13 protein-coding genes and 1 pseudogene are annotated in these 17,828 nt (G+C 74.5%); 7 read left to right on the top strand and 7 right to left on the bottom strand.

What is annotated here, in order from left to right; translation table 11 throughout:
- The 6 genes and pseudogenes from C892_RS0122545 to C892_RS0122520 form a co-directional block, all read right to left on the bottom strand.
- Positions 1-374 (bottom strand): annotated as a pseudogene (locus tag C892_RS0122545) (HNH endonuclease); the annotation flags it as partial.
- A gap of 815 nt (positions 375-1,189) precedes the next feature.
- On the bottom strand, positions 1,190-4,207 hold the full coding sequence (locus C892_RS0122540; protein ID WP_017559036.1) for a glycoside hydrolase family 2 TIM barrel-domain containing protein: 3,018 nt from the start codon (positions 4,205-4,207) through the stop codon (positions 1,190-1,192).
- A 1-nt stretch (position 4,208) separates the two neighbouring features.
- Positions 4,209-6,392 carry an alpha-galactosidase gene (locus C892_RS0122535; RefSeq protein ID WP_017559035.1) on the bottom strand — a complete coding sequence of 728 codons (2,184 nt, stop codon included), beginning with the start codon at positions 6,390-6,392 and terminating at the stop codon, positions 4,209-4,211.
- The gene (locus tag C892_RS0122530; RefSeq protein WP_017559034.1) at positions 6,389-7,309 is read right to left on the bottom strand and encodes a carbohydrate ABC transporter permease; all 921 of its coding nucleotides are present in this window, start codon (positions 7,307-7,309) and stop codon (positions 6,389-6,391) included. The genes C892_RS0122535 and C892_RS0122530 overlap by 4 nt, the downstream gene beginning before the upstream one ends.
- A complete protein-coding gene (locus tag C892_RS0122525) occupies positions 7,306-8,292 on the bottom strand; it encodes a carbohydrate ABC transporter permease (protein WP_017559033.1) in 987 nt (328 codons plus the stop codon). The genes C892_RS0122530 and C892_RS0122525 overlap by 4 nt, the downstream gene beginning before the upstream one ends.
- Before the next feature lie 20 nt (positions 8,293-8,312).
- Complete coding sequence (locus C892_RS0122520) at positions 8,313-9,608, bottom strand: ABC transporter substrate-binding protein (protein ID WP_017559032.1); 1,296 nt, start codon at positions 9,606-9,608, stop codon at positions 8,313-8,315.
- Between the two features lie 229 nt (positions 9,609-9,837).
- Here C892_RS0122520 and C892_RS0122515 point away from each other — a divergent pair, with 229 nt between their 5' ends.
- From C892_RS0122515 to C892_RS0122495, 5 genes are all read left to right on the top strand, one after another.
- The gene (locus tag C892_RS0122515) at positions 9,838-10,632 is read left to right on the top strand and encodes a DeoR/GlpR family DNA-binding transcription regulator (RefSeq protein WP_017559031.1); all 795 of its coding nucleotides are present in this window, start codon (positions 9,838-9,840) and stop codon (positions 10,630-10,632) included.
- Positions 10,629-11,738: a galactose-1-phosphate uridylyltransferase gene (gene galT, locus C892_RS0122510; protein WP_017559030.1), complete on the top strand. Its 1,110-nt coding sequence runs from the start codon at positions 10,629-10,631 to the stop codon at positions 11,736-11,738. Before C892_RS0122515 ends, galT begins: the two co-directional genes overlap by 4 nt.
- On the top strand, positions 11,735-12,682 hold the full coding sequence (galE, locus tag C892_RS0122505; protein WP_017559029.1) for a UDP-glucose 4-epimerase GalE: 948 nt from the start codon (positions 11,735-11,737) through the stop codon (positions 12,680-12,682). Before galT ends, galE begins: the two co-directional genes overlap by 4 nt.
- Positions 12,675-13,811 carry a galactokinase gene (gene galK / locus C892_RS0122500; RefSeq protein WP_017559028.1) on the top strand — a complete coding sequence of 379 codons (1,137 nt, stop codon included), beginning with the start codon at positions 12,675-12,677 and terminating at the stop codon, positions 13,809-13,811. The genes galE and galK overlap by 8 nt, the downstream gene beginning before the upstream one ends.
- A 181-nt stretch (positions 13,812-13,992) precedes the next feature.
- Positions 13,993-14,586 carry a DUF2165 family protein gene (locus tag C892_RS0122495; RefSeq protein WP_017559027.1) on the top strand — a complete coding sequence of 198 codons (594 nt, stop codon included), beginning with the start codon at positions 13,993-13,995 and terminating at the stop codon, positions 14,584-14,586.
- Here C892_RS0122495 and C892_RS0122490 read toward each other — a convergent pair.
- Positions 14,574-15,608, bottom strand: a complete 1,035-nt coding sequence (locus C892_RS0122490; RefSeq protein WP_239647489.1) for an NADH:flavin oxidoreductase/NADH oxidase — start codon at positions 15,606-15,608, stop codon at positions 14,574-14,576. The genes C892_RS0122495 and C892_RS0122490 overlap by 13 nt on opposite strands.
- 348 nt (positions 15,609-15,956) lie before the next feature.
- Here C892_RS0122490 and C892_RS0122485 point away from each other — a divergent pair, with 348 nt between their 5' ends.
- Positions 15,957-16,697, top strand: coding sequence for a sugar phosphate isomerase/epimerase family protein (locus C892_RS0122485; RefSeq protein WP_017559024.1), 741 nt, complete (start codon positions 15,957-15,959; stop codon positions 16,695-16,697).
- The gene (locus C892_RS0122480; protein ID WP_017559023.1) at positions 16,694-17,800 is read left to right on the top strand and encodes a Gfo/Idh/MocA family protein; all 1,107 of its coding nucleotides are present in this window, start codon (positions 16,694-16,696) and stop codon (positions 17,798-17,800) included. Before C892_RS0122485 ends, C892_RS0122480 begins: the two co-directional genes overlap by 4 nt.
- The last annotated feature ends 28 nt before the right edge of the window (positions 17,801-17,828 follow it).

Raw genomic sequence — 17,828 nt, 5'->3', positions numbered from 1 at the left:
AAGGACACCCGCCCCGCCTCGGCGGCCTCGACCGCCTGCGGGTAGTCGCCCATGTGCTCGGCCACCGTGGCGACGGCATTGGCCTGTGAGGAGGAGCGGCCGTGCCCACGGAGCAGCCCGGCGACCGTGGAGTGCCCCGAGCCCGCAAGGGCCCCGGTCTCAACGATCCGGGCGGCCAGCCGCGCCAGGGCCAGGTCCAGCTGCCCCTGCCCCGCGGCCAGCACCCCGGCCAGCTCGCACAGCACCCGCCCCGCACCCGGGGCCGGGTCCTCTGAAACAGCTCCGTCGGCCTCGGCGAGCACACCGGAGATCCCGGCCCGGATCCGCGCCGCGCGCGAACCCGCCGGGATTCCGGGGTGCCGCTGATCTGCCATACACCCATTATGAACCACCCGCCACCATTTTTGGGGTCCCGGCGGAAGATTCCCCGAAGGAAATCGCGGAAGCGCGATTATCCCAGGTCAGGATACATATTGATCATGGATGGATGGTGTTGGACTATTATCCGGCAAAGGCGCCCTGGAAGGCCGGTCACTTCCCGCGGAAAGCCGCCCTGTAAACAAGACCCTTTTCCCTTTCCAAGGGGGTTGGAATCAGGGAGAGCCGCCTGCGCCGGAGCGCCCTGGAATGGCGGAGGGCCGCCCGCTCCAGGGCGGGGCCCCGATAAGGACCGATGCGTTCCCAACCTGGGCGGGCGCCCTTGCGACCGACCGAGCGGCGCGCGCTCCGCACACGCTCGACCGGCGGAGACCAGGCGGCCGGGAAGCAGCAGTGAGCGGGGCACCCGCTCCTCCCTCGCCGCCCTCTCCCTGACACCGAAGGGCCCCGGCGCCCGGCAGGCAGGCCGGAGCGGGGCACCGGCCGTACCGTCGTCGCTGCTCGTCGCCGGTACCGCAGAGGCCCGGCGGCCGACCGGTGGCACCGGGGAACCGCCCCGCTTCGTCGTCGCCGCTCCCATCCTGGCACTCCGACGACCCGCCGGCCGGGAAACGGCAGGGAGCGGGGCACCTGCTCATCCGTCGCCGCTCCTCCCTCTGGGCTGACAAGGACCCGGCGGACGGCAAGCAGGGATAAGCGGGTAACCGGCCGCCCCGGCCGCCCGCAGGCCCGATCCCCGACAGCGCTCCGGACCCGCCCTTTCTCCTCCTCTCTTCCGGCTTTCTCCTCCTCTCTTCCGACCGCCCGCGGATCAGGCGAGCGGAGTGAACGCCAGCCTCAAGGAGTGCCATCCGGGCTCCAGCCGGTGCCGAGGCAGGGTCTCCGGACCGCACGACGCCGTTCCGATCCCGTAGTGCGATGCGTCCAGATGCAGGTGGATCCGCTCCCCCGGCTCCAGCTCGTGCGTGTGCGCGGCCGCGTCCAGCGTCGCCGTATCCCACCTCCGCGCCGCGAAATCGAACACCGGGCCGCCGTCCACGCGCACCCCGCCGCCGTCCGCCCGACGCAGCTCCAGCCACCGCGCGTCCCTGCGGTTGCCGTTCTCCTGCGGGCGCAGATAGGGCGTCTGCAGCTCATCGACAGGACAGGAGTACCGGCCGACCCTCGCCGCCTGGGCCACGTCCCGGTAGGCCTCCCCCGGGCCGCCGCCGAACCATTCGGCACGGTCCATGGCCCCGGGCAGCGTCGTGTGCACCCCGAAGCGGGGCAGCGGGCAGGGCCATTCCCCCTCGGCCTCCCCCTCGACGGTGAGCAGCAGCCGCCCGTCCGCCGCGCCCCAGCGGTAGGCAACGCGCATCCCGAACCCGGCACCGGCCGGGGCGATCCGCGCCCGGACGACGAACTCCTCCCCTTCCCACTCCAGTGCGGTCAGGCGCGAGGTGAGCCGGTCCATCCCCGCCCCACGCCACAGCCTCTCCACCGAGACGCCGTGCCGTGCGGCGTCGTTGTCCGTCGGTGCGCGCCACAGGTCGGCCTCCAGCGGCCCGGCCTCCACCCCGCCGATCGCCAGCAGGGCCCCGGTCCGGGCGTCCAGCACGCCGGGGCCGACGGCGATGGTCCCCTCGGCGCCCGTGCCGTGAGCGGGCACCGGCTCCGGGGCCGGTACCGCTTCCGGGGTTCGCGCCCTCGCGGCGCCCTCCCCCACTCTCGCCTGGCCCCACGCCAGCTCGTGTCCGGCCTCCGCCCACGGCTCGTCCTCGGCCAGGGTCACGGACACGGTGAGCCAGGTTTCGCCGTCGCCCGTCGGCTCGGGCAGTGAGGGAAGCGGGACCTCGGTCCGCTCTCCTGCGGCCAGAACGGGGACGTCCAGGGCCCCCTCGCCGATCAGCGCACCGTCCTCTTCGAGGCGCCAGGTGAAGGCCAGCCCGGACGTGTCCCGGAAGTCCCACGTGTTCAGCACCGACACAGTGCCCCCGGCGCCCCCGGCGCCCCCGGTGCCCCCGACCCCGCCGGCGGGGTCGGGGGTCACGCGCACCGGTTCGATGGTCTTGGCATAGGCGGTCAGACCCGGGCTCGGCGTCCGGTCCGGCAGGAGCAGGCCGTCGGCCACGAAGTTCTCGTCGTGCAGGACCTCCCCGAAGTCCCCTCCGTAGGCGAACCACCGGGTGCCGTCGGCCTCCTCCCTGCGGATCCCGTGGTCGATCCACTCCCAGATGAACCCGCCCTGGAGCCGGCCGTACCGCTCGAACAGCCGCTGGTACTCCTCCAGGCCGCCCGGCCCGGCCCCCATGGCGTGCCCGTACTCGCACAGGATGAAGGGCAGCCCCCGCCGGTGGCCGTCGGCCCCCGGGTCCTCCGTCGGGGCCTCGGTCCCCTCCCCGATCTCCTCGACCTCGGCGTGCGGCGCGTACATCCGCGAGTACACGTCCACGTAGGAGCTGTCCCGGTCGCCCTCGTAGTGCACCGGCCGCGAGGGGTCGTTCTCGCGCACCCACGCGGCCATGGCCTCCAGGTTGCGCCCGGTCCCGGCCTCGTTGCCCAGCGACCACATGACGACGCTGGGGTGGTTGCGGTCCCGGGCGACGGTGCGCCGGATGCGGTCGAGGTAGGCCTCCCTCCAGCGCGGGTCGTCCGAGGGGTTGCCCGCCCACCCCAGGAACTCGAAGCCGTGCGTCTCCAGGTCGCATTCGTCGACGACCCACAGCCCCAGCTCGTCGCACAGGTCCAGGAAGTCCGGGTGCGGCGGGTAGTGGCTGGTCCGCACCGCGTTGACGTTGTGCCGCTTCATCAGCAGCACGTCCTCGCGCATGGTCTCCTTCGGAACGGCCCGCCCGTGGTCGGGGTGCCATTCGTGCCGGTTCACCCCGCGCAGCAGCAGCGGGCGGCCGTTCACCCGGAGCCGCCCGCCGGACACCTCCACGGTGCGGAAGCCGACGCGGGTGCGCACCCGCTCCCCGGCGGTGCGCACCTCCAGCTCGTACAGCCGCGGGACCTCGGCCGACCAGGGCTCGACGGCGCCGACCGCGTGCTCGGCCCCCGCCGGCGCGTCCACCAGGCCCAGCTCGGGGACGGAGACGACCGCCCCCGCCGCCCCGGCGGCGTCGACACGCAGCGTGCCGGTGCCCGCGGCGTGGTCGTAGGAGGCGTGCACGGCCAGGTCCGCGATGCCGTCGGCGGGCCGGGCGATCAGGGCGACGCCGCGGAAGATCCCCGACAGCCACCACATGTCCTGGTCTTCGAGGTAGCTCGCGGCCGACCACTGGTGCACCCGAACGGCCAGGGTGTTGCCGCCCGGCCGCAGCAGGTGCCCGACGTCGAACTCCGACGCCAGCCGGCTTCCGGTGGCGAAGCCCAGCTCGGTGCCGTTGAGCCAGGCGCGGAAGCAGGAGTCCACCCCCTCGAACCGCAGCACGGCGGGCCCGTCCGGCCACCCGTCCGGCAGCTCGAACACCCGCCGGTAGTCGCCGGTGGGGTTGTCGTCGGGCACGTGCGGAGGCTCGACCGGGAAGGGGTAGACGACGTTGGTGTAGGCCGGCGCGCCGTGGCCGTGCATCTGCCAGTGGGAGGGAACGGGCAGGTCGGTCCAGGCCGGGCCGGCAGGGCGTCCGGAGCCGCCGGGAGCGCCGGAGGTACCGCCCTCCTCGTAGCCGGGCCGCTCGAAGCCGTCGGTGCTTGCCTCGGCCGTCGGGTTCAGGCGGAAGCGCCAGTCCCCGGCGAGGTCGAGCCAGGGGGCGTCGCTCAGGAACCGGGCGCGCGGCGCGCGCACCCCTTCCGACGGGGCGAAGTCCTCCAGGTAGGCGGGCTTGCCGGGCGCGGGGGCGTCGGTCACGTCAGGCCTCCGTCAGGTGCAGGAGCAGGGCTTGGGACGGGTCGAGGTTGGGCATCTGCAGGCCGGAGCGGGAGAGCACCGCACCCGAGGCGGTGAGCCCGCCGGCCGCGTACCAGGCGGGCGGGGCCGTCTCCAGGGTCGCGGGGAGGCCGGCCTCGGTGCGCACCGCGACCCGGTAGCGGCGCCCGGGGTCCAGGCCGGGCAGGCGCACCCGCCCGGGGGCGGTGCGCACCGACGTGGCCAGGCGGGCGTAGCGGAAGACCGCCGCGCCCCCGTCCTGGGCGACCACGCCGTCGAGCTGTTCGGCCGGGTCGGGTGCGTCGGCGCGCACCGTCCGCCCGGTGTGCAGCAGCGGCCGCAGCTCCTTGTACAGGCCGATCCAGGAGTCCAGGACGGCCAGTTCCCCGTCGGAGCAGCGGGTGATGTCCCACTCGATGCCGGCGTGCCCGGTCAGCGCGGCCAGGCAGCGCAGCGGCAGGTCGGCGTCGCGCCCGGTGGTGTGCGCGGTGCGCGCCCCCACGTGCGCGCCGACCAGTTCGGGCGGCACCAGCAGGCCGGTCCAGCGCTGCAGGGCCAGCCGCTCCAGGGGGTCGTTGGTGTCGGAGGCCCACACCCGGTCGGTGCGGGCCAGGATGCCCAGGTCCACGCGTCCGCCGCCGGAGGCGCACGACTCGATCTCCAGGCGGGGGTGGGCCTGGCGCAGCCGGTCCAGCAGCGCGTACGCCGCGCGGGTCTGCCGGTGCGTTCCTGCGGCGCCGGTGGGCGCGTGCACGGGTTCGAGCAGGTCGCGGTTGTGGTCCCACTTGAGGTGGTCGGGGCGGTACTCGGCGACCAGGGCGTCCAGGTGCTCGAACACGTGCCGGAAGGCCTCGGGCCGGGACAGGTCGAGCACCTGCTGGTTGCGGCTGGGCGGGGCGGGCCGCCCCTCGGCGGTGAGCAGCCACTCGGGGTGGGCGCGCGCGAGGTCGGAGTCGGGGTTGACCATCTCGGGCTCCACCCACAGCCCGACCTCCATGCCGAGCGCGCGCACGTGGTCGAAGAGCGGGTGCAGCCCCTCCGGCCACACGCCGGTGTCCACGGTCCAGTCGCCGAGGCCGGCCGTGTCGTCGCGGCGCCCCCGGAACCACCCGTCGTCCAGGACGAACCGCTCCACACCGATGTCGGCGGCGGTGTCGGCGAGCCGCTTGAGCTTGGCGAGGTCGTGGTCGAAGTAGACGGCCTCCCAGGTGTTGAGGACGACCGGGCGGGGCGCGGAGGGGTGGTGGGGCCGGGCGCGCGCCCAGCGGTGGAAGCGTTCGGACAGTCCGTCGAGCCCGTGGTCGGACCAGGCGAAGAACACCCAGGGGGTGCTGTAGGACTCTCCCTGGGCCAGCCGCACCTCGCCGGGGTGGAGCAGCTCTCCGCCGGCGATGACGGCGTCGGCCTGCCCGGCGCCTTCGGGCAGGCGCTCGGCGAGGTGGAGGTGGTCGCCGCTCCAGGCGGTGTGCACGCCCCAGACCTCGCCGCCGCGGAATCCGAAGCCGGGGGTGCCGGCCGTGAGGACCAGCGGGGCGTCGTGGCCGGTGCGGCCCCGGCGGGAGGCGCGCGTCCGGGTGCCCATGCCCAGTTCGCGCCGCTGGGGGGTGCGCTCCCGGCACCATCGGCCGGTCGGGTCCAGGACCTCTGCGGCCTCGCGCGGCACGGGCAGCACGGCCAGCAGGGAGTCCAGGGTCCAGGGCTCGGGGGCGGTGTTGGTGGCCGTGTGGCGCACGCGCACCACCCCGGAGGGCTCCATGCGCACCTCGCAGCGCAGTTCGAGGCCGTCGGCCGCGGCGGTGGCGGTGAGCGCTCCGCCGGCGCCCTCGCGCTCGCCTTCCAGGGGGTGCTCGGCGACCTCGCGCAGGCGCCACCGGGGGAAGGAGACCCGGCCCTCGTGGTGGCCGGCGATGCCGGGGTGGCCGCGCCACCCCTCCCCCTGGGTCGGGACCAGGGACACGTGCCGGGGCAGGTCGACGTCGTTGTTCGCGGCGGGCGGCGCGGCCGCCTCGGCGAGCCCCTCGGGCCCCTCGGGCCCCTCGAGGACCTCGGGCGCGCCGGTTCCGGTCAGGTCGGCGCCCCAGTGCAGCACGTGCGGCAGCCCGGTCTCGGGGATGCCGAGGACCAGGGCGGTCCCCGCGGCGCTGAGGCGGACGGTGCGGTGCGTCATCCCTTGCTGGCCCCCAGGGTCAGTCCGGCCACGAAGTGGCGCTGGAGTACGAAGAAGACGATCAGGGTCGGCAGGGCGATCAGCACCGACCCGGCCGAGAGCAGGTTGTAGTCGACGAAGAAGGCGGTCTGCAGGTTCTGCAGCGCCGTGGTGACGGGCAGCTTGTCCCCGCTGGAGAGCAGGGCCAGGGCCCAGAAGAAGTCGTTGTAGATCCAGGTGACCAGCAGGGTGGCCAGGGCGGCCAGGCTCGGACGGCACAGCGGCAGGACCACCCGCCGGTACTGCTGGAACGCGCTCGCCCCGTCCACCCGGGCCGCCTCGATCAGCGATCCGGGCATCGCCTTCATGAAGTTGCTGAGCACGAAGGTGCAGAAGCCGATCTGGAAGGCGGTGTGCACGAGCACCACGCCGATGTGGCTGTCGTACAAGGCGCCGGACTCGCTGATCCAGTACGGCAGCGGGACCGCGTTGAACAGGCGGAAGAGCGGGACGAGGAGCGCCTGGACCGGAAGCAGGTTGGCCGCCAGGAACATCGCCAGCATCGCGACGTTGAACCGGCGCGAGTAGTGGGACAGCACGAAGGCGGCGCAGGAGGACAGGAACAGGGTGAGCAGCACCGCGGGAACCGTGATGGCCAGCGAGTTGAGGAAGTACCCGGTCAGCTCGCCCTCGCTCCAGGCGCGGCGGTAGTTGTCCAGGGTGAACCCGCCGAAGGACAGGTAGCCGTGCTGGGCGGTGTGGTCGTAGTCCCGGAAGGAGTTGACCACCGCCCAGGCCATCGGGAAGAGCCAGGCCAGGGCGGTGGCCGCGAGAAAGGCCTGGAGGACGGCGCGGGCCGGCCGGATGCGGCGGCGTCCGCGGGCGGGCGCGGCCTCCTCGGGCTGGGCCGGCGTGTCGGCAAGGGTCGTGGCGGTCACCGGTGGACCCCTCTCAGCATGGTGGACACGTAGACGAGGATGAACACCAGCGAGATCACCAGCATGACCACCGCCAGCGCGGAGCCGAAGCCCACCCGGCTCGCCTCGCCGATCACGTTGGAGGTCACCAGGGCCGAGATCAGCTCCAGGCCGTTGCGGCCGCGGTTGATGACCCAGACGATGTCGAAGGCGCGCAGCGCGTCGATCACGGTGACCACGAGCACCACGAGGTTGATCGGGCGCAGTGCCGGGAAGACGACGCTCACGAAGGTGCGCACCGGGCCGGCGCCGTCGATGGCGGCGGCCTCCCGCAAGGAGGGGTCGACCGCCTTGAGCCCGGCCAGGTAGAGCAGCATGATGTAGCCGGTGTGCCGCCAGGCGGCGGCGATCAGCACGGCGTACAGGTTGATGTCCGGGTCGCCGAACCAGTCGACCGGTTCGGCGCCGGCGACCGCGCCCAGGACGGTGTTGAGCAGGCCCTGGTCACGGGAGTAGATGAGCTGCCAGATGAACCCGACCAGGGCCAGCGACAGCACCACGGGCATGTAGAAGACGCTCTGGTAGATCCGGCCGCCGCGCAGTTCGCGGTCGAGCAGGACCGCCAGGAACATGCCCAGCAGGGTCGGCACGGCGAACAGGAACACCAGCCAGACCACGTTGTTGCTCAGGGCGGGCCGGAACGGCGGGTAGATCGTGAAGGCGTCGGTGTAGTTGCGGGTGCCGACCCATTCGATGGTGTCGAGTCCGCCGATTCCGTCCCAGCGGGTGAAGGACAGGACGACGGTGGCGGCGGCGGGCAGCCACACCAGGGCGATGACGAGCAGGGCGGGCACGCCCAGCATCAGCCCCAGGGTGATGCGGTCGGCCCGGCCGGTGCGCGGGCCGGTGCGCGGGCGCTCGCCCCGGCGGGGCGGCCGCCGCGGGGGTGCGTCTCCCGGCTCGGCCGCGGGGGTGCGCGGCGGCGAGGGGGTGCTGGAGACCACGCCGTTTCTCCCTTCTGGAGTCAGCGGCCGAAGATGGAGGCCTTCTGGCGCTGGATGCTGGCGGTCAGGTCGTCGATGTCGTCGGGCCGCCTGAGGAAGCGCTGCAGGGCGGGGATCATGACCACGGACGCGAAGTCGGGCCGCGTGTCGCGGTCCATGTACTGGGTGAGCGCCCGGGCGCCCGCGATCATGTCCATGATCTTGGCGTCCAGGGCGCTCAGCTCCGACAGGTCGGCCTCCTGGTGGGTCGGCAGCGCCTGCGGGTCGATGGCGGTGTAGATCTCCTGGGCCCGCAGCGTGCCCAGATGGCCGACCAGGTCCATCGCCGCCCCGGGGTTGCGGGGGTCGCCGGAGAGCATGAAGCCGTCGATGGGCGTCTCCACCACGTCGGCGCCGATCTCGGGGTCGAACTCGGGGAAGGCGAAGCAGTCCAGGTCGGCCCGTTCCTCCTCGGAGAACACGTGGGTGAGGAACAGGCCGCAGAGCATCATCCCGGCCTCGCCGCGCACCAGCGAGGTCTGGGCCTCGTTGATGCCCCGCCCCAGAGGGGACCCCTGGTGGAAGGGCAGCAGCTCCTTCCAGGCGCCGAAGACGGCCTTGACCTCCGGGCCGTCCCAGGGGTGGTCGCCGTTGAGGAGCGCCAGGTGGAACTCGGGCCCGTTGAGGCGCAGGTTCAGGTGGTCGAAGGTGCCCATGGCGGGCCAGCCCTCGCGGACGCCGTAGGCCAGCGGCACCAGGCCGTCGTCGCGCATCCGCTCGCAGAGCCCGATGAACTCCTCCTTGGTGGAGGGCTCCTCGTACCCGTGCTCTTCGAAGACGCTGCGACGGTAGAAGACCGCCCAGGGCGACGTGGAGTCGGGGACCATGTACGGCCTGCCGTCGGGGCCGCTGCACAGGTCGCGGACCTGGTCGGTGAACACATCGTGGAACCCCCGCTCCTCCCAGACCGCGGTGGCGTCGCTGATCAGCCCGCGCTCGGCCAGGTAGCGCATGCGGTAGCCGGCGAACCAGGCGACGACGTCGTCGGGGGTGCCCTGGAGGTAGTTGTTCAGGCTCTCCTGGAAGCTCGTGGAGTCGATGGTGTTGAGCTCCACCCGCACGCCGGAGTCGGCCTCCCAGAGCGCGAGGCTCTCGGCGACCGCCTCGCGCTGGGCGGGGTTGGCGCGGTTGGAGCCCATGGTGACCAGCCCCGGGTCGCCGCGGCGGTCGGTGCCGCACCCGGCCGGCCCCGCCGCCGCCAGCGTCGCGGCTCCGGCCAGCCCGCGCAGCAGGGCGCGGCGGCCCAGCGGTGGTGGGCCCGCAGGTCTGTGGCGCATGGGGGACCTCCGAGGGGGACGTGAAGTGGGTCACTGCGCTGGTTCCCACATGGTCGACAGGCACGGAACCGCCTGTCAACGCATCTCAACGTTTTCCAACAAATTTCCGCAGAGTTCTGCCGTCGGTCCGGCCGCCTCTGGGACGCTGCCGGGACATTGACACCAAGCGCGAACCTGCAAGACTGGAAATCGAACAAGATCCGACAACTTCGACCAAGCAGGGGGGCGGATGCTGGCCGCGCAACGGCAGGAGCTGATCCTCGACCGGCTGCGGCGCACCGGGGCCGTCCGGGTCGCCGAGCTCGTGGAGAGCCTGGCGGTGTCGGACATGACCGTGCGCCGCGACCTGGACGCACTGGCGGTCCGCGGCGCGCTGCGCAAGGTGCACGGGGGCGCGGTGGCCCCGGACGGCCCGCGCACCGACGAGCCCGGCTTCGAGGCCAAGTCCGGCCGGCAGGCCGCCGAGAAGCGCGCCGTGGCGCGCGCCGCCGCCGAGCTGGTCGAGCCGAACAGCGCGGTGGGCCTGTCCGCGGGCACCACCACCGCCGCCGTCGCCCGGGAGCTGACCCGCACCCCCGGGCTGACGGTGGTCACCAACTCGCTGCGGGTGGCCGAGGTCTTCCACGAGGCCGCCCGGCCCGACCAGACGGTGGCGCTGACCGGGGGCTTCCGCACCCCCTCCGACGCCCTGGTGGGACCGCTGGCGCTGGCCTCGGTCCGGGGGCTGAACCTGGACACGCTGGTGCTGGGGGTGCACGGCATGCAGGAGCGGGCCGGGTTCACCACCCCCAACCTGATGGAGTCCGAGACCGACCGTGCCCTGGTGGAGGCGGCCGGGCGCCTGGTGGTGGCCGCCGACCACACCAAGTGGGGCACCGTGGGCATCAGCACCATCGCCCCGCTGGAGCGGTGCGACGTGCTGGTCACCGACGCCGGGATGGACGCCGAGGCCCGCACGGCGCTCTCGGAGCACGTGGGGCGCCTGGTCCTGGCCGACGTCCCCGACGACGGGGAGGACGCATGAACCGGACCGCCGCGCACCTGGCCGACGGCCGCCGCATCGTCTATTTCGACCGGGACGGCACCGACCGCGAACCCGAGCCCGACCTGCGGGAGCTGCCGCCGGCCGCGGCCGCCTCGGAGATGCGCTTCGACCCGCTGCTGCGCGAGTGGGTGGTGGTGGCCTCGCACCGGCAGGGCCGCACCCACCTGCCGCCCAGCGACGACTGCCCGCTGTGCCCCTCCTCCGGCGGGCGGCGCACCGAGGTCCCCGCCTCCGCCTACGACGTGGTGGCCTTCGAGAACCGCTTCCCCTCCCTGGTGGCCGGCGACGGGCGGGCCCTGGGCGACGTCGGCGAGCTGGAGCCCTCCCGCCGGACGGGCGCGGGCCGGTGCGAGGTGCTGGTGTTCGCCTCCGACCACCGGGCCTCCTTCGCCGATCTGGGCCCGGAGCGGGCGAACCTGGTAATGGAGGCCTGGGTCGACCGCACGCGGGAGCTGTCGGCGCTGCCCGGGGTGGAGCAGGTGTACTGCTTCGAGAACCGGGGACGGGAGATCGGGGTGACGCTGCACCACCCGCACGGGCAGATCTACGCGCTGCCGTTCGTGGCGCCGCGCACCCGGCGCATGCTCGACTCGGCCGGGGAGTACGCCGCGCGCACGGGCGGGGACCTGTTCGGCGACCTGCTGGCCGCCGAGCAGAAGGCCGGACTGCGGGTGGTGGCGCGCACCGCGCACTGGACCGCGTTCGTCCCGGCGGCCGCGCGCTGGCCGGTGGAGGTGCACCTGTACCCGCACCGCAAGGTGCCCGACCTGCCCGCGCTGACCCCACAGGAGCGCGAGGACTTCGGCCTGCTCTACCTGGACGTGCTGCGCCGCTTCGACGCGCTCTACGACGCGCCGCTGCCCTACATCTCGGCCTGGCACCAGGCGCCGGTGCGCGAGCGCCGCGACCTGGCCTGGCTGCACCTGGAGCTGTTCTCGGTGCGGCGGGCCGCCGACAAGCTCAAGCACCTGGCCGGGACCGAGTCCGGGATGGACGTCTTCATCAGCGACGTGGCGCCGGAGGACGCGGCCGAGCGGCTCCGCGCGGCCGGGCCGGGCGAAGAGAACGAGGGGAAGGCACCGTGAGACTGCTCGTCACCGGAGGGGCCGGCTACATCGGCAGCGTGGTGGCCGCCGTCCTGCTCGCCGAAGGGCACGAGGTCACCGTGCTCGACGACCTGTCCACCGGGCACCGCGACGCCGTCCCCGCGGGGGCGCGCCTGGTGGTGGCCGACGTGCACGACGCGGCCGAGGTACTGGACCCCTCGGTGGAGGCGGTCCTGCACTTCGCCGGGAAGTCCCTGGTCGGGGAGTCGGTGGAGGAACCCGGCGCGTACTGGCGCACCAACGTCGGCGGCACGCTCGCCCTGGCCGAGGCGGCGGTGCGCCACGGTGTGCGCCGGCTGGTGTTCTCCTCCAGCGCCGCGACCTACGGCGAGCCCGCCTCGGGGGCGCCGCTGCGCGAGACCGACCCGGCCGTGCCCACCAACCCCTACGGGGCGACCAAGCTCGCCGCCGACCACCTGCTGGCCTCGTGGGCGCGGGCCCACGGGCTGGGCGCGGTGAGCCTGCGGTACTTCAACGTGGCCGGCGCCCACCTGGGCTTCGGGGAGCGGCACACGACGGAGACGCACCTGGTGCCCAACCTGCTCAAGGCGGCCGCCGGGAACGGCGAGCGCGCGCGGGTGTTCGGCACCGACTACCCGACCAGGGACGGGACGGCGGTCCGGGACTACCTGCACGTGGCCGACCTGGCCGACGCGCACGTCCGCGCCCTCAAGGCGGTCGAACCGGAGGTCCACCGGGTGTACAACCTGGGCACCGGCGGCGGGCACACCGTCCGCGAGGTGATCGACGCGGTCCGGCGGGTGACCGGACGCGAGGTCCCGGCCGACGACCGCCCGCGCCGCGACGGCGACCCGGCCGTCCTGGTCGCCTCCAACGACCGGGCGCGCGAGGAGCTGGGCTGGGGGCCGGTCCGCACCCTGGACCGGATCGTGGCCGACGCGTGGGGGTTCGCCGATGGGTGACGTCGCGGCCGCGTTCGCCTCGGCCTTCGGGAACGCGCCCGAGGGGGTGTGGACCGCCCCGGGACGGATCAACCTGATCGGCGAGCACACCGACTACAGCGACGGGTTCGTGCTGCCCTTCGCCCTGCCCCAGGCCCTGGACGCCGCGGCCGCGCGGCGGGCGGACGGGACGGCGCGGCTGCGCTCGCTGCAGTCGGCACAGGCGTGCGGGATCCGCACCGCCGACCTGGAGCCCGGCGCGGTCGAGGGCTGGGCCGCCTACCCCGCCGGCGCGCTGTGGGTGCTGCGCGAAGAGGGCCTGCCGGTGGACGGCCTGGACCTGCTCGTGGACAGCACCATCCCCTTCGGGGCGGGCCTGTCCTCGTCGGCGGCGCTGAGCTGCGCGGCCGTCATGGCCGCCGCGTCGGTGCACGGGGCCGCCCCGGGACCGCAGGAGATCGTGCGGATGGCGCGGCGGGTGGAGAACGACTTCGTCGGCATGCCCTGCGGGGTGCTCGACCAGTCGGCGTCGATGCTGTCGACGGCGGGGCACGCCCTGTTCATGGACACGCGCACGCTGGAGACCGAGCAGGTGCCCTTCGATCCGGGGGCCCACGGGCTGACGGTGCTGGTGGTCGACACGCGCGCTCCGCACCGGCTGGTGGAGGGGCACTACGCCGACCGCCACCGCACCTGCCAGGAGGCGGCGCGCGCTCTGGGGCTGCCGGCCCTGCGCGACGTCCAGGACCTGGACCGGGCGCTGGCCGCCCTTCCCGACCCGACGGTCCGGCGCCGGGTGCGGCACGTGGTGACGGAGAACCAGCGGGTGCTGAGGACCGTGGAGCACCTGCGGGCGGGGCGCCTGCGCGAGGTCGGTCCGCTGCTCACCGCCTCGCACACGTCGCTGCGGGACGACTACGAGGTGACCGTTCCGGAGGTGGACACCGCGGTGCGGGCCGCCCTGGAGGGCGGCGCCCTGGGGGCGCGCATCACCGGCGGCGGCTTCGGGGGCTGCGTGATCGCCCTGGTCGAGCGGGAACGGGTCGAGGAATGCGGGGCGGCCGTGCGCGGCGCCTACCGGGCGCAGGGCTTCACCGCCCCGGGTGTGTTCGAGGCCGCCCCGTCACCGGGCGCCCGCCGTCTGGGCTAGGGCCGTGCCGGCCTCTGACGGCGTGGAGCCGGTTCGCCGCGGTCGCGCAGACGAGGCGCGCGGCGGCACGTGACCCGCGCGGCGCCGGGGCGGGCGATATGGGCCCCGGCGCCGCGGTTCGGCCGCCGCGGGCGGGGCAGGGGGTGCGGCGTCGGACTCGGTACGGACCCCGGGAGGGACGATGGCGGCGGGCGCAGGCGACGGGAAGGGCTCAACCGGGCACGGGACCGCGGGCGTCCCCCGGTACACGGCCGTCGTCCGCGCCGCGAAGTCGGCCGTGCTCGCCTCGGTGGCGCTGTTCTGCCTGCTGGTCGTCTTCGGCAACGTGACCGACTACGCGGTCAACTTCGAGTTCGTGGCCCGGGTGCTGTCGATGGACGCCCACGACGAGGGCCTGGACGAGCTCAGCCGGACGGACTACCGGGCGGTCACCGCACCCCTCCTGCACCACGCCGCCTACATCGCGATCATCGCCGCCGAGCTGTTCACCGCCGTGGCGTGCGGGATCGGCGCCTGGCGCACCGGCCGCCGCCTGCGCGCCCCCGACCGCGACTTCGACGCGGCCAAGACGTGGGGCGTGGTGGGGCTCCTCGCCGGGATCCTGCTGTGGTTCACCGGCTTCCAGACGATCGGCGGCGAGTGGTTCGCCATGTGGATGAGCCCCGCATGGAACGGCATCCCCGCCGCCGACCGGCTGACCACCTACCTGATGCTCGCGCTGGTCTTCCTGACCCTGCGCAACGACAGGGCCGCACCGGCCGGTCAGACGGCGTAGCCGTACTGCTCGGGCCAGCGCGGCGCGCCGCCGAGCGACCGGGCCGCCCTCTGCGCCCAGTACGGGTCGCGCAGCAGCTCCCGGCCGAGCAGGACGGCGTCCGCCCGCCCGTCGGCGACGATCTCCTCGGCCTGCTCCGGGTCGGTGATCGCACCGACCGCGCCGACCGGGATGCCGCTCTCGCGGCGCGCCCGTTCGGCGAAGGGGACCTGGTAGCCGGGGCCGGTGGACACCCGGGCGTCGGCGACCGTCCCGCCCGAGGAGGTGTCCAGCAGGTCGACGCCGTGCGCGCGCAGCTCCTTGGCCAGGCGGACGGTGTCGTCGGCGGTCCACCCCTCGCGCCCGTCCTCGGGGTTCTCCGTCAGCCAGTCCGTGGCCGAGACCCGGAAGAAGAGCGGCAGCTCCTCGGGCCACACCTCGCGCACGGCATCGACGACCTCCAGCGGGAAGCGCAGCCGGTCCTCGAAGGTGCCCCCGTAGGCGTCGGTGCGGTGGTTGGCGGCCGGGGAGAGGAAGGAGTTGATCAGGTAGCCGTGGGCGCCGTGCACCTCGGCCGCCTGGAAGCCGGCGTCCCGGGCGCGGCGGGCCGCCTGGGCGAAGTCGCGCACCAGCTCCCCGATCTCCTCGGCGGTCAGCTCGTGCGGCTCGGGCAGCCCCGCGAAGGCGGCGGCGGAGGGGGCGACGGGCCGCCAGCCGCCCTCGTCGGCGGAGAGCGGGCCGCCCCCGCGCCACGGCGCGTCGGTGGCGGCCTTGCGCCCGGCGTGGGCGAGCTGCACGGCCGGGACCGCGCCGTGGGCGCGGATCGCCGCGGCCAGCCGGGCGAAGCCCTCCTGCTGGCGGTCGTTCCACAGGCCCAGGTCCCAGGGGCTGATGCGGCCGTCCGGGCGCACGCCGGTGGCCTCGACCATCACCAGCCCGGCGCCGCCGGCCGCCCGGGAGGCCAGGTGGGTGAGGTGGAAGTCGGTGGGCGCCCCGGTGTCCGGCCCCTCGGAGGCGGCGGAGTACATGCACATGGGCGACATCCACACGCGGTTGGGGATGTCGAGCGACCGCAGGCGCAAGGGGCGGAACAGAGCGGGGTTCACGGAGCGGCTCCTCGGGATCGGGGACCGGGCCGGCCGCACGCCGACCCGCTAGTACGGTATGCGTCGTACTACGGCGACTGTCAAACTACGAACCCGTTCGTACAATGCGACGCCACCCACAGGCCCCGAGGACCCCACCCCCTGGAGCAGCACCCCGGCCGGCCCGGCGGGCGGGCGCGGTTGTGCGCGCGTCCCCCCTTCTGTACGTTCTTCGCTAGAAGTCGCTCGTCAATCGAAAAAAGTTCTGCGGACGCCGCGCCCGCGCGGCCGACCCTAGGAGCGCCCTTGCCGCGTCCTCCCATATCCGCGCAGCTCTACTCGGTACGAGACGCGATCGCCGACGACCTGGCCGGTTCGCTGGAACGTCTCGCGGCCCTCGGGTTCGGTGCGGTGGAGCCCTTCGGCTTCACCGACCGGGCGCAGGAGTACGCCTCCGCGCTGGCCGCCGCCGGCCTCACCGCCCCCTCCGGACACGCCCCCGTCCTGCGGCACGGCGACCCGCGCCCCCTGTTCGACGCCGCGGCGCGGCTCGGCATGCACACGCTGATCGACCCCCACCACCCCGCCGAGCACTGGCAGGACCCCGCCGCGGTCTCCCGCACGGCCGAGCGCATGAACGCGCTGGCCGAGACCGCCGCCGGGTTCGGCCTGCGGTTCGGGTACCACAACCACGCCTTCGAGCTCTCCACCCGGCACGCCGGGACGACCGCCCTGGAGCTGCTCGCCCGGGACCTCTCGCCGCGGGTGGTGCTCGAGGTCGACACCTACTGGGCCGAGGTGGGCGGGGTCTCCGCGCCCGGGCTGCTCGGCAGGCTCGGCCCGCGCGTCACCCTGATCCACGTCAAGGACGGCCCCCTCTCCGGGGACACCGCGGCGCAGGTCCCCGCGGGCAAGGGCGAGGTGGACGTGGACGCCGTGCTCGCCGCGGCGCCCGGCGCCGGGCGCGTCCTGGAGTTCGACCACCACCCCGACCCGTTCGCCGGGCTGGCCGAGTCCCTGGCCTACGTCGAGGGGCGGGACGCGTGAGCGGCGGCCCGGTCGGCGTGGGCGTCGTCGGCGCCGGCGTCATCAGCGAGGCCTACCTGCGCAACCTCGTCTCCTTCCCGGACCTGGACGTCCGCTTCGTCGCCGACGTCCTCCCGGACCGGGCCGCCGCGCGCGCCCGGGAGTTCGGGGTCCCCCACTGGGGCGGCGTCGACGAGCTGCTCGACCGCGAGGACGTCGAGATCGTCGTGAACCTGACGGTCCCGGCCGCGCACACCGACGTGGCGCACCGGGCCCTGGCCGCGGGCAGGCACGTGTGGAACGAGAAGCCCCTGGCGCTCGACGCCGACGCCGGCGGCAAGCTGGTGACCGCCGCCCGGGACGCGGGGCTGAGGGTCGGCTGCGCCCCCGACACGGTTCTGGGCGCCGGCATCCAGACGGCGCTGCGCGCGATGGGCGACGGGGCCATCGGGCGGCCCCTGACCGCGAACGCCGTGTTCCTCTCGCCCGGCCCGGAGTCCTGGCACCCGGACCCCGCGTTCCTGTACGCCGAAGGCGGCGGCCCGCTGCTCGACATGGGGCCGTACTACCTGACGACCCTGGTCGGGGCGTTCGGCGCGGTGGAGTCGGTGGCGGCGGCCGCCTCCACGGCCTTCGCGACCCGCACGGTCGGGTCGGGCCCGCGGGCGGGGTCCTCGTTCCCCGTGCAGGTCCCGACCCACCACGCCGCCCTGGTCCGGTTCTGCGAGGGCGGTTCGGCACAGGCGACCTTCAGCTTCCAGTCGGCGCTGCGCCGGAGCGGCGTCGTGGAGGTCGCCGGCGACGAGGGCGTCCTGGTCCTGCCCGACCCCAACCGCTTCGACGGCGCGAGCACGCTGTGGCGGCGGGGCGAGGAGGAGCCGCGGACCATCGCGCCGGAGGGGGCGGCCGCCGGGCGCGGGCTGGGGGTGCTGGAGCTGGCCCGCGCGATCCGCGCCGGCCGGCCGGAGCGCGCCTCCGGCGAGCTGGCGGCGCACGTGCTGGAGGTGATGGCGGCGATCGGCGAGGCCGCGCGGACGGGGAGCGCGGTCGCCGTGCACTCGCGCGTCCCGCGCCCGGACCCGCTGCCGGCGGGGTGGGACCCCCGGGCGCGGGAGCTGCCCTGAGGCCCTGGCCGAACGGCGCGCAGGGCGC

Origin of the sequence: Nocardiopsis baichengensis YIM 90130 (assembly GCF_000341205.1) — a bacterium.
Taxonomy (GTDB): domain Bacteria; phylum Actinomycetota; class Actinomycetes; order Streptosporangiales; family Streptosporangiaceae; genus Nocardiopsis_A; species Nocardiopsis_A halophila.
This window is presented reverse-complemented; position numbering and strand designations above follow the sequence as displayed.